Origin of the sequence: Pseudomonas sp. SbOxS1 (genome assembly GCF_013416725.1) — a bacterium.
GTDB lineage: Bacteria > Pseudomonadota > Gammaproteobacteria > Pseudomonadales > Pseudomonadaceae > Aquipseudomonas.
In genome coordinates, this window is record NZ_JAAVXC010000025.1 from 1 (window position 1) to 17,739 (window position 17,739).

General features: G+C 60.7%; 15 protein-coding genes. 2 read left to right on the forward strand and 13 right to left on the reverse strand.

Features of this window, described 5'->3' with window-relative positions; genetic code table 11:
- Positions 1-398 precede the first annotated feature (398 nt).
- From HFK74_RS20220 to HFK74_RS20235, 4 genes are all read right to left on the reverse strand, one after another.
- A complete protein-coding gene (locus HFK74_RS20220) occupies positions 399-2,000 on the reverse strand; it encodes an arylsulfatase (protein WP_257230376.1) in 1,602 nt (533 codons plus the stop codon).
- 42 nt (positions 2,001-2,042) lie between these two features.
- Complete coding sequence (locus HFK74_RS20225) at positions 2,043-3,122, reverse strand: zinc-binding dehydrogenase (protein WP_180205028.1); 1,080 nt, start codon at positions 3,120-3,122, stop codon at positions 2,043-2,045.
- A 50-nt stretch (positions 3,123-3,172) separates the two neighbouring features.
- Positions 3,173-4,195 (reverse strand): NAD(P)-dependent oxidoreductase, encoded by a 1,023-nt coding sequence (locus HFK74_RS20230; RefSeq protein ID WP_218953755.1) that lies wholly within the window; start codon positions 4,193-4,195, stop codon positions 3,173-3,175.
- A 114-nt stretch (positions 4,196-4,309) separates the two neighbouring features.
- Positions 4,310-4,831 carry a 2,4'-dihydroxyacetophenone dioxygenase family protein gene (locus HFK74_RS20235; protein ID WP_180205029.1) on the reverse strand — a complete coding sequence of 174 codons (522 nt, stop codon included), beginning with the start codon at positions 4,829-4,831 and terminating at the stop codon, positions 4,310-4,312.
- Positions 4,832-5,015: 184 nt separating this feature from the next.
- Here HFK74_RS20235 and HFK74_RS20240 point away from each other — a divergent pair, with 184 nt between their 5' ends.
- Complete coding sequence (locus HFK74_RS20240) at positions 5,016-6,059, forward strand: AraC family transcriptional regulator (RefSeq protein WP_218953756.1); 1,044 nt, start codon at positions 5,016-5,018, stop codon at positions 6,057-6,059.
- 195 nt (positions 6,060-6,254) lie between these two features.
- Here HFK74_RS20240 and HFK74_RS20245 read toward each other — a convergent pair whose 3' ends face one another.
- From HFK74_RS20245 to HFK74_RS20265, 5 genes are all read right to left on the reverse strand, one after another.
- Entirely contained in the window at positions 6,255-6,971 is a 717-nt protein-coding gene (locus tag HFK74_RS20245) for an ABC transporter ATP-binding protein (protein ID WP_180205031.1), read from the reverse strand.
- Between the two features lie 2 nt (positions 6,972-6,973).
- Positions 6,974-7,747: an ABC transporter ATP-binding protein gene (locus HFK74_RS20250; RefSeq protein ID WP_180205032.1), complete on the reverse strand. Its 774-nt coding sequence runs from the start codon at positions 7,745-7,747 to the stop codon at positions 6,974-6,976.
- Positions 7,744-8,988, reverse strand: coding sequence for an ABC transporter ATP-binding protein (locus HFK74_RS20255; protein ID WP_180205033.1), 1,245 nt, complete (start codon positions 8,986-8,988; stop codon positions 7,744-7,746). Before HFK74_RS20255 ends, HFK74_RS20250 begins: the two co-directional genes overlap by 4 nt.
- Before the next feature lie 11 nt (positions 8,989-8,999).
- Positions 9,000-9,938 (reverse strand): branched-chain amino acid ABC transporter permease, encoded by a 939-nt coding sequence (locus tag HFK74_RS20260; RefSeq protein ID WP_180205034.1) that lies wholly within the window; start codon positions 9,936-9,938, stop codon positions 9,000-9,002.
- A 146-nt stretch (positions 9,939-10,084) separates the two neighbouring features.
- Entirely contained in the window at positions 10,085-11,233 is a 1,149-nt protein-coding gene (locus HFK74_RS20265) for a branched-chain amino acid ABC transporter substrate-binding protein (protein ID WP_180205035.1), read from the reverse strand.
- Between the two features lie 445 nt (positions 11,234-11,678).
- Here HFK74_RS20265 and HFK74_RS20270 point away from each other — a divergent pair, with 445 nt between their 5' ends.
- Positions 11,679-12,404, forward strand: a complete 726-nt coding sequence (locus HFK74_RS20270; RefSeq protein ID WP_180205036.1) for a FadR/GntR family transcriptional regulator — start codon at positions 11,679-11,681, stop codon at positions 12,402-12,404.
- 24 nt (positions 12,405-12,428) lie between these two features.
- On the opposite strand, the gene gabD is transcribed toward HFK74_RS20270, so the two are convergent.
- The 4 genes from gabD to HFK74_RS20290 form a co-directional block, all read right to left on the reverse strand.
- Positions 12,429-13,880, reverse strand: a complete 1,452-nt coding sequence (gene gabD / locus HFK74_RS20275; RefSeq protein ID WP_180205037.1) for an NADP-dependent succinate-semialdehyde dehydrogenase — start codon at positions 13,878-13,880, stop codon at positions 12,429-12,431.
- 69 nt (positions 13,881-13,949) lie between these two features.
- Positions 13,950-15,638 carry a thiamine pyrophosphate-binding protein gene (locus tag HFK74_RS20280; protein ID WP_180205038.1) on the reverse strand — a complete coding sequence of 563 codons (1,689 nt, stop codon included), beginning with the start codon at positions 15,636-15,638 and terminating at the stop codon, positions 13,950-13,952.
- A 25-nt stretch (positions 15,639-15,663) separates the two neighbouring features.
- Complete coding sequence (locus HFK74_RS20285) at positions 15,664-16,860, reverse strand: FAD-binding oxidoreductase (RefSeq protein WP_180205039.1); 1,197 nt, start codon at positions 16,858-16,860, stop codon at positions 15,664-15,666.
- 33 nt (positions 16,861-16,893) lie between these two features.
- The gene (locus HFK74_RS20290) at positions 16,894-17,706 is read right to left on the reverse strand and encodes an NAD(P)-dependent oxidoreductase (protein WP_180205040.1); all 813 of its coding nucleotides are present in this window, start codon (positions 17,704-17,706) and stop codon (positions 16,894-16,896) included.
- Positions 17,707-17,739 lie beyond the last annotated feature (33 nt).

Consider the following 17,739-nt stretch of genomic DNA (forward strand, 5'->3'; position numbering starts at 1 on the left):
GCGCAGTGGGTAAACCGGCATGGATGCCGGTTTAGCCGCGCTGGGCCATGGATGGCCCATCGCGGCGACCCACGGAGCAGGACCGGAGCGAGGGTACCCCGAGCCCCAGCGAGGGGCCGAACGCCAGGGGCAAGAGCCCTTGGTTACTTGGGGCTCTTCCAAGTGACTCGCCGTAAGGGCGAAACCCTAAGTAGCCGTTACCGCAGGAATGGATATGTACGCCTAAAAGATAATTATCGTCCGCCAGGGCGCCTTCGCCGGCAAGCCGGGCTCCTACAGTAAGGGCGAAACCCTAAGTGGCCGTTAACGCTGGAATGGATATGTACACCGTCCAAAAACAGGTCGCCTGACCCACAGCCTTAGCGATCAAGCCCGCTCCCACAGGTTTCCAGCCTGGATTATTGCTTGGCGCGATTGAGGAAATCCTGCACCAGATTCGACATGTCGTAGCTTTTGCCGCCTTGCACCGGCGGATACTCGGCGAGGGTCTTCAAGTGCGCGCCGATGATCTCGCCCACGGGCTGAATCAGCCACGAGACCTTTTGCAGCAGATGCCCGTAGGAGTCCTTGTTGTCGTAGCTCTCGAACGGGTCCATGCGCAGGTTGAACACCAGCGGCACGGTGCGCGGCACCAGGTTGGCGTAATAGTCTTCCTTGGTCGACAGGTGGAATTTCCAGGGCCCCAGGCGGACGGCGGTCAACTTGCTTTCGTAATAGTAAAACAGGCTGTTGCGTGCCGAGTCCTTGGCTTCGCCCTTCCAGTAAGGCAAGTTGTTGACCCCGTCGATGTACTGCTTTTTCTCCTGCTTGATGTCGGCCGCGACATCCTTGACGCCGGCCGCGGCCGCCAGGCTGGTGAACATGTCCATGTGCGCCTGGATACCGTTGAGCACCTGGCCAGGCTTGATCACACCTGGCCAACGCAGCATCGAGATGACCCGCACACCGCCCTCGTAGGTGGACATTTTCTCGCTGCGAAACGGTGTCGTCCCACCGTGCGGCCAGGAGGAATGCTCGGGGCCGTTGTCGGTGGAGTACCAGACGATGGTGTTCTCATCCAGGCCGTTTTCCTTGAGGAAATCGAGAATCTGGCCGACGTCATGGTCGTGCTGCAACATGCCGGAGCCGTACAGGTCGCCTTCGGAGCTGTACTGCTCGGCGGCATAGCGCCATTTGTCATTGAGGCGCGTGTAGAGGTGCATGCGCGAGGTGTTCATCCAGACGAAGAACGGTTTGTCCGCAGCCTTGGCTTGCTTCATGAAGCCCATGGCCTTGGTCGCGACCTCCTCTTCATCGAACATCTCCATGCGCTTCTGGGTCAGCGGGCCGGTGTCCTCGATGGTCTGTTTGCCGACCCGGCCGAAGCGCGGGTCTTGCGTGGCGTCATCGGTATTGCTGGCATAGGAATGCAGGACGCCCCGGGTACCGAACTTGCCCTCGTACGCCTCAAGGCTCCCGGAATAGGCCTTGGCGAAATTCTGGAAATCACGCTGCTCGGATTCTTCCTGGGTGTTGAGGTGGTACAGGTTGCCGAAGAACTCATCGAAGCCATGGACCGTAGGCAAATGCTCGTTGCGATCGCCCAGGTGGTTCTTGCCAAACTGGCCGGTGGCATAGCCGGCCTTCTTCAGCACCTCGGCCAGGCTCGGTGAAGCCGCCTGCAAGCCCAGTTTGTCCCCCGGTTGGCCGACCGTGGTCATCCCGGAACGAATCGGATACTGCCCGGTGATGAACGCGGCGCGCCCTGCCGTGCAGGACGGTTGTCCGTAGTGATCGGTGAAACGGATGCCTTCGGCGCCGATGCTGTCGATGCTCGGCGTGGTGTAGCCCATGGTGCCCATGCCGTAGGCACTGACGTTCTGCCAGCCGATGTCGTCGCCCCAGATCACCAGGATGTTGGGTTTCTTGTCGGCCGCAGCCACCGAGGCGCTCGTCACGATGAGTGACACAGCCGCCATCAGGGGCCACAGCAGGCCTTTACAGATCTTGAATTTCATCATGTTTGCTTCCCGCAATTACCTGCAACGAACGACCCTGGCGGGTCATTCGAACGTGATCATCACCTTGGCTTGCTCATCGGGTTTGCTCAGCGCCGCGAACGCCTCGGCCACGCCATCGAGCCCGACGGTCGAGGTGATCAGCGGCGACGCATCGAACTTCTGCTCGGCCAGGTCGTACAAGGTCCGGGCGAACTCTTCGCCGTTGTAGCCATAGGCGAAGCTGATGTTCATTTCCTTGGCGATGCCGACCATCGGTTCAATCCGGTCCGATTCCATGCACACCCCCACCACCATCAGGCGGCTGCGCGGCGGTGCGCTCTGCAACACTTGCTGGATCAGGCCCGGAATGCCGACGCATTCGAAGATCACGCAGGGTTTGGGCTGCGGCCCCAGGCCGTACATGGCCTGCGGGCCCTTGATGTCATAACCGGCCGGCGCCGCCACCTCGACCCAGGACTGGTACGGGGACTGTTCAGCGGGATTGACCACTACGTCAGCGCCCATTTTTTCCGCCAGTGCACGACGTTTCGGCGAGAAGTCGGAAGCCACCACCGGCCCTATGCCACGGGACTTGAGCACGGCGATCATGGCCAGGCCAATCGGGCCGCAACCGATCACGATCGGCACTTCATCACCTTCAAGTCGGGCCCGATTGACCGCGTGAACGGCAACCGACATCGGCTCTGTCAGCGCCGCCAGGTGCGCCGGCAAATCACCCGGCACCGGCACCAGCAAGCCTTCTGCAAGCAGCATCTGCTCGCCGTAGCCGCCCGGATAGCCATTGGAGAAACCGACATGCTCAAAGCCGTTGCGGTTGAAGATGAACGGCATCGAACACACGCGTGTGCCGACCTTGAGTTGTTTGTCGCAGCCCGGTCCGTGGTCGAGGATTTCGCCACAGAACTCGTGGCCGAACACCACGTCCTGGCCGGCGTCGAAGTCGACCGGAATACCGCTGCGCTTGAAGTTGCCGAGCACATGCTCGCAATGGTGGAACATGTGCAGGTCCGAGCCGCAGATGCCGCAGGCCAGGGTCTTGACCAGCACTTCGCCGGCCGCAGGCGTTGGCGCCTTGAGCGTGTCGACCAGCAGTTGTTTGTCGCGCATCACTACCGCTTTCATGGGGCGTCCCTCTTGTCATTATCGGGGTGGGATTGACCTGGGCCTGGCCGTCAGCCGATCTGGCCGCTTTCACGCAACCAGGCTTCGGAGCGGCGCAAGCCTTCCTCCAGATCGACCTTGGGTTGGTAACCGAGCACCTTTTGAGCCTTGGCGATGGACACGCCACCTTTGCGGGCGAACATGTACATGGTGTCCGGCGCGACTTCGCCCTGCTTCTTGAGCAGGCGATTCACCGTCCAGAGCACATGGGTAATTGCCACGGCCACGCACAAGGGCAAGGTGTGTGGCGTGCCGTTGCGCCCGGCCCAACGCCAGTGGCTGGAGAAAAACGTCTTGCAGCTGACGGCATGGCTGGCGCTGATATGGAAGATCTGGCCGATGGCTTGAGGCAAACCGGCGGCCAACATGACGCCATCGAGCAGGTCGTCGATGTACACCGGGGTGAAGATGCCCTTGCCGCCATTGGGCAGGATCAGCGCACCGGCCTTGGCCATCTTCATCGGCTCACTGAGCCAGGCTCGCGAACCGGGGCCATAGACATCGCCCGGTCGCACGATGGTGCAATCGATCTCCCCCGCCGCGTGCGCCGCCAGCACCACGTGCTCGCTGGCGCCCTTGGCCACGCCATAGCGATAGTGATTGCCGATCACCACGTCGCTGCGCTCATCGGCCTCGCCCTGGTAGTCCCAGCCGAGGGCGGCAATTGAGGAAAACTGCACGAACCGCCTGGCACCACCGGCAATGGCGACATCCAGGCAGTTGCGCACGCCTTGTACCGAGACGTCGCGGTACAGCTTCCAGGACGCGGCGAGCGACACAACCGCGGCCGTATTGATGAACAGCTCGCAACCCGCGGCGTGGCCGGCCCAGCTTTGCGGACGGGTCAGGTCACCGGCCACGATGTCGTTGGCCGGGTCGGCAATCAGGTCCATGCCGCGTACTTGCGCGCCGAGTGCCTTGTAGCGCGCCGCCAGGGCACGGCCGATGAAACCGCTGGCCCCAGTGATGAAAACGGAGCGTGGAACCTCGGGGGTTTGTCCCGCGCTACCGGTGGGCATCGTGACGTCAGTCATAAAATGTCCTTGGGCAATGGCCCACGCGCACAGGCGCCAACCGCGCTGAAGACCGTGCAGGTGGGAACGACCGGATAAGAAGTGTCACCCGCCCAAGGCAGGTGACCAGGATGGTTATCGCGCGCGCGTGGTGTAGTCGGCGGCGCGTGGCGTGATGTACTTCGCAGGCTCCAGGCCGCGCTCGCGCACAAGGTGATCGAACAGATGCATGATGTCGCTGGCGTCCATCAGGCCGAGGTAGTTGCCTTCGCTGTCGAAATTCACATTGGCGCCGTGGACCACCATGACGGTATCGGTCGGCTCGGTGTTGGTGGTCGGGACCATGAACTGGTGGATCGAACCACCCGGCTCGAACAGGTAGCTGCCGGCCGTCTGCGGCTGGTCCGGATACTCGACGTAGTTCCATCGGCCGGTGAGGGTGAAAAAGTGCACGGTGCCGGTGTGATAGTGACGCGGCAGGACTACGCCCGGCTGGAACACCACGCGCAGCACCCAGATGCCGGCGCTGGGGTCGAGAAACAGCGGCTGCACGTCAACGCCCGGCACGCCCGGCAAGGCGTCCCTGTACATCGGCAGCTCGTTGGTGTTCAGGGTCAACAGGTCTTTGTGTTCGTGGACTTGATGGGGCATCGCCATTTTCTTGTTCTCCTGATGATTGGCTTCGGATCACGATCGGATCAGTCCACATGCTGCATCAGGTGATCGGTGAAAATTTGACATTTGGCGCCTGCAATCTTTCAATACGCGACAACGCGAGGGGGAGCCGACGTCTGTTTTTCCAGCCCTTGCACGACCTACAAAAACAATAATTGGGCTCAAGATGATCGACTTCGTTCGCGCTGCGGGGCTGGCAAACTTCTCTGAATTCGCGGCAAAACAAGGGCTAAATCCGGAAAAAATGCTGAAACGGGCCGGCTTGCCCCTGGACCTCGAAGAGCTTCCCGACAGCCTGATTTCCTACAGCAAAATGCTCGACCTGCTGGTGCTGTGCGAAATGGAATCGCAGAACCGCCTGTTCGCCATGCAGTACGGCCTGGCCCAGGGCGTTAGCATTTTCGGCCCCCTGCTCTACCTGTTTCGCAACGCCAGGGATGTGCGCGAAGCGCTGACCGGACTAACCGCTTACTACCATATCCATTCCGGCGCCGCGAAAATCACCCTCGACGAACAGGGCAAGCACGCAATCCTGTCCTACACCATCTCCGACACCTCAATGCCCGGCTACCGCCAGGGTTCGGAACTGGCCCTGGGGGTCGGCGTACAGTTGCTGCGCACGTTGCTGGGCAAACGCTGGCAACCCCAGGCGATGTTGTTCCGGCACACGCCGGTCGCCGAACCCGGGCAATTCCGTCGCCTCATCGGCATGGTCCCCAGCTTCAATACGACCTACAACGGCCTGATGTTCGACGCCAGTTCGCTCGATACGCCGCTGGAGTCCGCAGACCCGGCCTTGCACCGGCTGATTCGCAAGCACCTCGACCACCTGACGCAGATGTCCGCCGAAGAATTGCCGGCGCTAGTCCAGCAACTGATAAGAAACTTCATGCCCGAAGGCCGCGCCAACATCGAATACATCGCCGCGTTCATGCGCCTGAGCACGCGCAAGCTGCAGCGCCAACTGGAACTCGAAGGCTTCACCTTCCAGGACCTGCTGTCCGATGCTCGCCAGGCCATGGCTTGCCACTACCTGCAAGACTCGACCATCAAGATTTCGCAGTTGGCCGACCTGCTCGGCTACAGCGACCAAAGCGCATTCACCCGAGCGTTCCACCGTTGGCATGGACAGAGCCCCAGGGAATGGCGCAAGCAATTGGTCGGCAAGCCAGGAAATCCGCAACGGCGTCATCAACTATCAAATACCTGACGTGGATTGTCCGAAAGACTGCGAGGCATCGGTGAATAATCCACCTGCCTGCCGTAGCGCTTCTCCCGGAAAACGCTACCCAGGTGGCGAAACTCCTTTCAAGGTGCCAGCGTGAGCTGAGCACCTTTTTTTTCACGGGCAGCCTCACCTTCTGCGGTTGCCTGGGACATCCCGGCTTTTGCAAAAGTGTTCCGCTTATTCGCCGAGGTAGGCTTTCTGCACTTGTTCGTTGTGCAGCAATTCGTCCGCCTGCCCTTGCAGCGCAATGCGACCGCCATCGATCACATAGGCGCGCTGACAAGTCTGGAGGGCGAGTTTCGCGTTCTGCTCCACCAGCAACAACGTGACCCCGCCCTTCACCACCTCGCGAATGGTCTCGAAGATCTTTTGCACGATGATCGGTGCAAGCCCCATGGATGGCTCATCGAGCAGAAGCAGTTTGGGCTTGCCCATCAACGCCCGGGAAATGGCCAGCATCTGCTGCTCGCCACCCGACATGGTGCCGGCAAGCTGGAACGCGCGCTCCTTGAGCCGGGGAAAGATGCCGAACATGCGCTCGATGTCGGCTTCGATCGCGGTCTTGCCGTCGGTGCGCGAAAAGGCGCCCATTTCCAGGTTCTCGACGACCGTCAGCTTGGGGAAGATGCCCCGCCCTTCGGGCACCAGCGCCAGGCCCTCGCGAATCAAGTCATAACTCTTGATCTTCGAATGGACTTTACCGTCAAAGGTAATTTGCCCTGCGGTCGGCGTCAGCAGCCCGGCGAGCGTCTTGAGCGTCGTGGTCTTGCCGGCACCGTTAGCCCCGATCAGGGCGACCATCTCGCCCTCGCCCACATGAAAATCCAGCCCCTTGATGGCCGCAATGGCGCCATAGGAAACCTTGAGATCGTTTACCTGAAGGATATTTTTCATGCTCAAGCCACCGTCTCAGTGCCCAAATAAGCCTCGATCACCCGAGGGTCTTTCTGTACCTGCGCAGGCAGGCCATCAGCGATTTTTTTGCCGAACTCCAGCACCGTGACGTGATCGCACAACCCCATGACCAGCTTCACGTCATGCTCGATCAGCAGCACCGTCTTGCCATCACCTTTCATCTTGCACATCAACTGCCGCAGGCCTTCGGTTTCCGAGGCATTCATGCCCGCCGCCGGCTCATCCAGGGCGACCAGCAACGGCTCTGTTGCAAGGGCCCGGGCAATCTCCAGTCGACGTTGATCACCGTATGAAAGGTTTTTTGCCAACTCGCCGGCGAATCGGCCAATGCCGACGTAATCGAGCCAGTAGCGCGCCGACTCATGAATCTCGCGCTCCTCCTGGACACAGCGACGAGTGCGCAATATGGCTCCGAACACACCGCTTTTGGTCCGCACATGACGGCCGATCATCACGTTCTCCAGCGCCGTCATGTTGTGGAACAGGCGAATGTTCTGGAAGGTACGGGAGATGCCGGCTTCGACCACTTTATGCGGCTTGCTGATCCGCAGCGGCTTGCCGTTGAAGTTCACCTTGCCTTCCTCGGCGCGGTACAAGCCGGTCAAGACGTTGAACAGCGTGGTCTTGCCTGCGCCGTTCGGTCCCAGCAGGCCACGGATTTCACCGCGCCTGATGCTCAGGTCGATGCCATGCAAGGCCTGCAGCCCGCCAAAAAACTTGCTGACTTTGTTCAGCTCCAGCAGTACGTCGCTCATACCTTATTCACCTCTTTGAGTCTGAACTCCGCTGTCGCTGGCTCCAGATGTTCCACGGTGCTGTCCAGCACAGGTGCCGGGACCAATGGCGCGCCTTCATCTTCATGCAACTCGGCCCGGCGGCGGCTCGATGGCCACAGCCCTTCCGGGCGGAAACGCATGACCAGGATCAAGGCGAGACCGAAGACCAGCATGCGCAAGGTCGAGGCATCGAGGATGTTGCGCAGCACTTCACGACTGATGAAGGTGACGTTGTCCATGACGAATGGCTGCACCCAGTTCACCAGGTCGCGAAACACCTCGGGCATGATCGACAAAATCAACGCACCCAGCACCACGCCACGAATCGAGCCCATGCCGCCGAGCACCACCATGGCCAGGACCATGATCGATTCCATCAGCGTGAACGATTCCGGGCTCACAAAGCCCTGGTAAGCGGAGAACAATGCACCGGACACGCCACCGAAAGTCGCGCCCATCGCAAAGGCCAGGAGCTTGAGGTTGCGCTTGTTCAAGCCCATCGCCTCGGCGGCGACTTCGTCTTCACGCAACGCCATCCAGGCACGCCCGATGCGCGACACTTCCAGGCGCTTGGACAGGATGATCGACAGGATGACGACCGCAAGGAAGAACAGGTAGTAGCTGATGACGGGAGACACCTGCAAACCGAACAGGCTCCACTTGGTTTGCAACGACAGGATGGCGTCCGGCGCCTGCCCGCTCGCGTAGCTCCAGGCGCCGGCATCGATGTGCAACGGCGCGATGCCGGAAATGCCCTGGGGACCGTTGGTGATGTTTACCGGCTGGTCCAGGTTGTTCATGAAGATGCGGATGATTTCGCCAAAGCCCAGTGTGACAATCGCCAGGTAGTCACCGCGCAGCTTGAGCACCGGCGCACCGATCAACACGCCACATATCGCGGCAATGACCGCCGCCAACGGAATGATGATCCACAACGGCCAGTTCAATACCCCCTCCGCCAACCCCGCCATGTTCAGGTGAGGAGACGAGAGCAACGCATACAGGTAGGCGCCAATGGCGTAGAAACCGATGTAGCCCATGTCCAGCAGGCCGGCGTAACCGATCACGATATTCAGCCCCAGCGCCAACAGCACATAGAGCATGGCAAATCCGAGGATTCGCACCCAGGTCGGCCCCAGGAAGGGTATCGCGTCGACCACGAATGGCAGCGCGATGAAGGCCAGCGCGAGCAGCGCGTATTGAGCGTAATTGTTCTTCATGGCAAAGCCTCCTATGCGCGGTCGGCCTGGCGTTCGCCCATCAGGCCGTTAGGCCGGAACAGCAAGACCATGATCAGCACCATGAACGCGAATATGTCCTGGTAGTTCGCCCCCAGGAATCCTCCTGTCAGTTGACCGGTATATCCCGCGGCAAGGGATTCGATCAGGCCCAGCAGGATGCCTCCGGCCATGGCGCCGAAGAGGTTGCCGATCCCGCCCAGCACTGCCGCCGAAAAAGCCTTGAGTCCCAGCAGCAAGCCCATGTAGGCGTCCGCCTGGCCATAGTTGACTGCCCGCATGACACCGGCCACGGCGCCCAGTGACGCACCGATGACGAAGGTGGCCGAGATCACCCGGTTGATGTTGATGCCCATCAAGCCGGCAACTTCCTGGTTCTGCGCCGTCGCACGCATGGCCTTGCCCAGTCGGGTCTTGTCCACCAGTACCCAGAGGGCAAACATGATGACGACCGAGATGATCATGATGCTCATCTGGATATTGGTGATGGTCGCGCCAAACACTTCGATCGGCCGGGTTTCAACGACTTCGGGGAAGGTCTTGTAACCGCGCCCCCAAATCATCATCGCCAGGTTCTGCAGGAAAATGGAGATACCGATCGCCAGGATCAGCGGGGTCAAGCGAGGGGCCTTGCGCAACGGTCGGTAGGCAAATTTCTCCATACCTTGTGCCATCAGCATGCAGACGGCTGCCGCAATCATGATTGCGAACATCAGTGTCAGTACGCCGGGTGCAAATCCAAACCCTGCCAGCATGGTCAGCACCGAAATCGTCACCATGGCACCGACCATCACAATCTCGCCGTGGGCGAAATTGATCAGGCCAATGATGCCGTAAACCATGGTGTAGCCCAGCGCCACCAGGGCATAGATACTGCCGAGCACCAGACCATTGAGGATCTGCTGCAACAAGATATTAAGATTGGCTTCCACTTGGTGAATCCTCAAAGCTGCGTTGTATTCACCGGCGATCACTTGCGCGAGCACGCGATGAAACTCATGGCAGATCAGAAAAAAGTCTTCTTGTTGTAGTCGCGGGCCGTGGGGGCCCGCTTATCGTTCTGGGTGTTGCCGGATCTTTATTCGCGCTCTACCGCCAGGGTTTTCCATTGGCCGTTTTCAAACTGGAAAACCGTCGCGGCGGCGTTCTTGAGGTTGCCGGAATCGTCGAATGCGATGGTGCCGGTCACACCGTCGTAGCTGGAGCTCTTGAGCACCGGCAGGTAGACGGCGGGATCGTCCGATTGCGCCTTGACCATGGCATTGATCGCCGCCCAGGTAGCGTCGTAGGCGGCCGGCGAAGACTGCACGACGCCCATGCCAAACTTGTCCTTGAGCTTTTGCTCGAACGCGGCGCCCTTCGGCATCTCCTGCAACGGCGTACCGTAGTTCCAGGCGTAAGCGCCTTCAGCTGCGCTGCCGGCCATCTTCTTGAACTCGTCGTTCGGCAGGTTGCCGATGTTCATGAACTTGGCCTTGATGCCCAGGTTCTTCATCTGCTTGGCCATGGGGGCGGCCTGGTAATCCAGGGCGGCAAAGAACACCGCGTCCACTTGTTGGGCTTTTGCGGTGGTCAGGATGGCGTTGAAATCGGTGGCCTTGTCGTTGGTGTATTCACGCACCACGACATTGCCGCCAGCCGCCTTGACCGCTTTGTTCACCTCATCGGCCAGCCCCTGGCCATAAGCGGTACGGTCATCGAAGATCGCAATGCGCTTGGCACCGAGTTTGTTGACCAGGTAATTGCCGGCATAGCGACCCAGCGTGGCGTCATCGTTGACCACACGGAAAACCGACTTGATGCCTTGCTTGGTCAGCGCAGGATTGGTGGCAGAAGGAGAGATTTGCGGAATGCCGGCATCGCCGTAGATTTTCGAAGCAGGGATACTGGTGCCCGAGTTGTAATGGCCGATGACCACCGCCACCTTGGCATCGACCAATCGCTGGGCCACCGCCGTACCGGTGCGGGGGTCAGCCACGTCGTCTTCAGAGACCAGCTTGAACTCGGCCACCTTGTCGCCGATTTTCAGTTTTTGCTGGTTGGCTTCTTCGATGGCGATGCTCACGCCATGTTCAACATCCAGGCCCTGGTGGCCGGAGGGTCCGGTCAGTGGCCCGGCAAAACCGATTCGGACCTGCTCGGTCTCGGCAGCAGTGGCGACCCCGACACTGAGCGCCGAAGCCATGGCCGCAGCAAGTGCTGTGCAGATCAGGTTGTGTTTACGCATATACGCCTCCCAGAAATCATCGGACAAACGAATTGAGCACGTTGGCGTGCAAGTCTTCTTTTCCACGCCCGGCGCCCTGTCACGGCAACCAGACCTTATTCGGGACAATCTCACTGCAGGTGCAGCCGGCTTTCGCGACCGCACTTGTAAGATAACAGTCAGCAGGCAACTGTCAATTGGTATATGCTAGGTACCAGCGAAAACGAGAAAGCAGAAATTTCGGGCGCAGGAAAAATGCCCGGATCCGACGCACACTCATCGCTAAAATGGGACGCTCGCACCATGTGAGGTCAGTTGTTTGATAACATATGGGCAGTGACGAACCGGCCGGAACATCGGCTAATTGCCGAAAGAAACAGAGACTTTGCATTTATTTGACGAGGTCCACTGCGCTATACAATCCTTCATCTTCCGTGATGAGCCTTCAGTTTCAGGAGCAACATAAATGGACGCGACGACTGGTACGCGCAGGGAAAATCTTGCAGAGACAGTGATTCGTGAACTGTCTAACCGTATTGATATCGGCACATACGGCCCGGGTGAAAAGCTGCCTTCCGAGCAGGCGCTGTGCAAGGAATTCAATGTCAGCCGACCGGTGATCCGCGAAGCCGTCGCGTCGCTGCGCCTGGGCGGTCGCCTGATTGCACGCCAAGGTGTGGGCGTGTTTGTGGTGGAACAGGACGTAAAGCGTATCGGCTATGCACTCAGCACCGCTGTGGACGATGTCCGCGCCGCCGCCCAGATCCTGGAATTGCGCCTGGGCATTGAAACCGAGTCCGTTGCCCGTGCCGCCGAACGCCGCAGCCCTACCAGCATGGCCGACATCACCCAGGCTTTCGATCGCTTCAATGCCCTGGACGGCACCGACCTCGAAGCAGAAGCCAAGGCCGATTTCGAGTTTCACCTCGCTATCGCCCGCGCCACCAACAACCCACATTTCACCCAGCTGCTAGAGGCATTGGGGCCGGACATCATCTTCGACCTGCACCTCAAGCACGGGCAATCCACAGGCAAGAGTCGCCAGGCCCACATCAAGAAAATCGGCCGGGAACACGGTGCAATTCTTTCGGCGATCACCATGGGTGACATCAACGGTGCCCGAAATGCACTGCGCAAACACCTTGAAGAAAGCCTTTCGCGCTATCAGCGCCTGGTACAGAGCGGAGAGTGATCTCCGCCCTGCTGTTGCACCTGCTCAGCCAAGCCCCAGGCACAGGTACTTGATCTCGACGTAGTCCTCGATACCGTAGCGCGATCCCTCGCGCCCCAGGCCAGACGATTTGACGCCGCCAAACGGCGCGACTTCCGTGGCCAGCACGCCCACGTTCACCCCCACCATCCCGTACTCCAGCGCCTCAGACACCCGCCACACCCGCCCCAGGTCACGGGCGTAGACGTAGCAGGCCAGGCCGAACTCCGTGTCGTTGGCCAGGGCGATCACCTCGCTCTCGCTGCTGAAGCGGAACAAAGGTGCCACCGGGCCGAAGATTTCCTCCTGCGCCACACGCATATCCGCGGTCACATCGGCCAGCAGGGTCGGCTCGTAGAACGCGCCGCCCAAGGCGTGACGCTTGCCGCCCGCCACCACCCGCGCGCCGGCCTCACGCGCCTCGACCACCAGGGCCTCGACCCCGGCCAGCGCCTTGGCGTCGATCATCGGCCCAACTTCGATACCCGCCTGAGTACCCTCGCCCACGACCAGCCCTTTGATGCGCGCGGCAAACTTCTCGACGAATCGATCGTAGATACCGTCCTGGATGAAGAAGCGGTTCGCGCACACACAGGTCTGGCCCGCGTTGCGGAATTTGGCGATCACCGCGCCTTCGACCGCAGCATCGAGATCCGCATCGTCAAACACAATGAACGGCGCGTTGCCACCCAGCTCCATGGTGACTTTCTTGACCGTGGCGGCGCATTGCTCGAGCAGCTTGATGCCAATCGGCGTGGAGCCGGTGAACGACAGCTTGCGCACGATGGGACTGGAGGTCAGTTCGCCGCCGATGGCGCCGGAATCCCCCGTGACCACGCTCAGCACACCACGGGGAATGCCCGCCCGCTCCGCCAGCACACAGAGTGCAAGTGCACTGAAAGGCGTTTGTGAGGCTGGCTTGAGCACCAAAGTACATCCGGCAGCCAGTGCCGGCGCAGCCTTGCGGGTAATCATCGCCGCCGGGAAGTTCCACGGCGTGATTGCCGCGCAGACACCAATGGGTTCCTTGGTCACGATCAGCCGCCGGTCAGCATGGGGCGACGGGATCACATCGCCGTAGATGCGCTTGCCCTCCTCCGCGTACCACTCCACATAAGCCGCCGCGAAGGCAATTTCGCCCCGGGCTTCGGCCAATGGCTTGCCTTGCTCGGCGGTCATGATCTGCGCGAGGTCTTGCTGATGATTCATGATTTCGCGAAACCAGGCTTGCAGACGGGCAGCCCGCTCCTTGGCAGTCAGCGCACGCCAGGCGGGTAGCGCGGCCTGGGCGGCGTTGATCGCCCGGCGGGTTTCACTGGCACCCATGCGCGGTACACGCCCGATCACCTCACCGATGGCCGGGTTGGTCACCTCGATGGTTTGGCCATTGTCAGCCGCCACCCATTTACCATCGATGTAGCAAAATTCACGCAGCAGTTCAGGATCGGCAAGTCTCATGATGAGGCGCTCGTATAAATTGAAGGCAAAAAAAAGGCGGGACGATCAATCCGTCCCGCCCGAGGTCAATCAGCGCGAAGCGAGGGCTTTTTCGCGTATCTGGCTCAGGGTCATTCGAGGCGTCAGCGCCTCCGGATCGACCTGGATTTCGATCAAGGCCGGTTTCTGCGAAGCGACACAGCGCTCGAAGGCCTCGGCGAACTGCTCGGTCGCCACCACCGTCTCGGCATGGAAGCCGTAGGAACGGGCCAACATGGCGAAATCCGGGTTGTGCAGCTCGGTACCGGAAACGCGACCCGGATAGCTGCGCTCCTGGTGCATGCGAATGGTGCCGTACATGCCGTTGTTGACCACGATCACCACCAGGCGGGCGTCGTAGTTGGCCGCCGTTGCCAGTTCCTGGCCGTTCATGAGGAAACAGCCATCGCCGGCAAATGCCACGACCGTACGCTCGGGCGCCGTGATCTTGGCCGCCACAGCTGCCGGCACCCCGTACCCCATCGAGCCGTTAGTGGGGCCCAGCAGCGTACGGAAGGTGCGGTGCTGATAGCCGCGATGCACCCAACCGGTGTAGTTGCCCGCACCGCAGGTGATGATGCTGTCGTGGGGCAGGCGATCATTGAGCCAGGCGATGACCTCGCTCATTTGCACCGGCCCCGGCGAGGCCGGGCAGTCGAAGTTGGCGCGGTAGCCGCGATTCAGTTGCGCCGTCCAGTCTGCCAGCCCTTGCGGGTTGACCGCGGGCAAGGCCGCCACCTGCGCCGCGAAGGTTTTCATCCCGGCGTTGATCGCCAGGGTGGGCTGATAAACCCGCCCCAGCTCTTCAATTCCGCCGTGGACGTGAACCAGCTTTTGCTTGGGCACCGGGATATTCACCAGCGAATAGCCGCCCGTGGTCATCTCGCCCAGACGCGCGCCGATCACCAGCAACAGGTCCGAATTTTTCACCGCCTCGACCAGCTCGGGCCCCGCCGCCAGGCCCAGGTCACCGGCGTAATTGGGCAGCGTATTGTTGAACAGGTCCTGGCAGCGGAACGACGCCGCGACCGGCAGATTCTGCTTCTCGATGAACACGCGAATGTTTTCAACCGCCTCCCCGCTCCAGCCGCCACCGCCCAACACCACCAGCGGCCGCTGTGCCTGGCCGATCAGGCTCTGCAGCTGTTCGAGCGAAGCCGGCGAAGCGGCCGGCTCGATGATCTGCGCAGGGCCGGCATCTGCGACCTCCACTAGATCGGTGAGCATGTCTTCCGGCAACGCCACGACGACCGGACCCGGCCGACCGTTGGTGGCGCGATGGAAGGCCTGGCTGAGCAGCTCCGGCAAACGCGCGGCGTCATCCACTTCGACCACCCACTTGGCCATCTGGCCAAACATGCGGCGATAGTCGATTTCCTGGAAGGCCTCACGCTCGACCTGATCACGGGCCACCTGGCCGATGAACAGGATCATCGGCGTGGAATCCTGAAACGCGGTGTGCACCCCGACCGAGGCGTTGGTGGCACCAGGGCCACGGGTCACGAAGCAAATGCCCGGCTTGCCGGTCAGCTTGCCGTAGGCCTCGGCCATGTACGCCGCACCACCTTCCTGGCGGCAGACGATCAGCTCGATATCGTCCTTGGCATCATGCAGTGCATCGAGCACCGCCAGATAACTTTCGCCCGGCACACAGAAGGCGCGTTCGACGCCATTGATACGCAGGGCATCTACCAGTACCTGACCACCCGTGCGGGTTACCGCAAAATTGTTGTTAGTCATCGGTGTTCTCCATCAGGCCACACGGTCAGATGACCGAGTCTTCCAAAAAGGGGCGGTTTTCAATGACGCGCTCGTAAGACAGCGCATTCAGATCCAGGCTGCGGTATTGGCCGTAGGTGATCAGCTCGCTCAGGCCGCGACCGATAGCGGGCGCCTGCTGCAAGCCATGTCCACTGAAGCCATTGCAGAACAGAAAGTTGCGCACTTCGTTATGCGGACCGACGATCGCGTTGTGATCCAGCACGCAAAAGTCGTAGTGCCCGGCCCAAGAGTTGACCACCTTGATCGCCTCGAACGCGGGCACCCGCTCGGCAAGGATCGGCCACACTTCTTCTTCGAATTCGTCGTGCAGGACGTCGAAGTCATCGAAGGCCACTTCCGGGTCGACCTTGGGGTAGGTCCCCCCCAGGTACAGATGACCTTCCGGACGGAAGAACACGCCAGTCGGGTCGATGGTCAGCGGCACCACACCTTCCAGTGGGGTGTGGCAGTCGAAGACAAACAGCGAGCGCCGGCGCGGCTCAACCGGGATCTGCAAGCCGGCCATCCTTGCAACCGTCGGCCCGCGAGTGCCGGCGGTGTTGACGATGTAGTCGCAGGAGATGCGCTCGCCATTGGCCAGCGTCACACCGGTGACCAGGTCGCCTTTGCGCAGCACCTCGACCACTTCGTTTTCGATGTATTCGACGCCCAGCGAGCGCGCCTTCTTGCGAAAGCCATTCATGATCCCGTAGTTGTCGAACCAGCCTTCATCCTTCTCGCCGTAGGTACCACCGGCCAGGCTGTCGGGATTGACCCAGGGGAAGCGCCGGACCAGCGCCTCGGTGTCCATCAACGTGACATCGGCACCGTTGTCCAGCTGGGTCTGGTGCAGACGCTTGAGTACGTCGAAACCCTTCTGATCGGCCAGGAACAGGTAGCCGTTTTCCTTGAAGTTCAGGTCAGGCCTGTCGCCGCCCACTTCCATCAGTTGCCCGAAGTCGCGGATGAACTGCGCGCCAAAGCGGGAGATCTGGATGTTGATCGGATTGGAGAACTGTACCCGGATCGAGCTGCTGGACAGCGCGGTGGCCGATTGCGCATAGGTCCAGTCACGCTCGATGACCAGCACCGAGCCGGTGAAGTCCGGGTTGCTGGCCAGGAAATATGCCGTGGCACTGCCGTTCACCGCGCCACCGACGATCACCACGTCGTAGTGTTGCTTTGTAGCTGTCGAAGCCATGGTTCGGACCTCTGAGTATTCGATGGGGAAACGTTACTTCGGATCTTCGAAATGGCCGGCACCGGCAAAATTGCCACCGTGGTAACGCGCGGCCGGCTCATTGGGATCCAGGGGCGGGAATTTCGCTTCTATTTTTTCCCGGTAGTCGTCGGCACTGTCCTTGGGCACGTAGCCAATCGACGAGGCCGTACGGTTGTCCCACAGCGATTCACGGTTGGCCGACATGCCGTAGACGATCATGTGCGCAACTCGCGGCGCGGTCAGCGAGCGCTCCACCAGCTGGGCAAAGTCGGCGAACGACAACCAGGTCGCCAGCATGCGCCGGTCCAACGGCTCCTCGAACGAGGAACCAATGCGCAGGTTCACCGACTCGACGCCGAACTTGTCCCAGTAATAGCGACCCAGGTCCTCGGCAAAGCATTTGCTCACGCCGTACAGGCTGTCGGGGCGATGGGCGACTGTGGAGTCAATGGTTTCGGTGCGGTCGTAGAAACCGATGGCATGGTTGGAACTGGTGTAGATCACCCGCTTCACCCCATGCTGACGCGCAGCTTCGTAAATGTTGTAGGTGCCGACGATGTTGCCGTTGAGGATCGCGGCGAAGGTATTTTCCAGCGGTACGCCACCGGCGTGGATGATCACATCGACGCCCTCGGCCAGCGGCAGCACATCGGCCAGATTGCCCAGGTCGCAGCGCACCAGTTGCTCGTGCGGTGCCGCCGTACCCATGTCAGCGATATCGGTCAGGCGCAGCTCATCGGCGAAGTCCCGCAGGTGCTCGCGCAAGACCTTGCCCAAGCGGCCGGCCGCACCGGTGATCAACAGTCGTTTGAAAGGCTTGCTCATCAGATCAATCTCGAATTAGTCAGTGACGGCAAC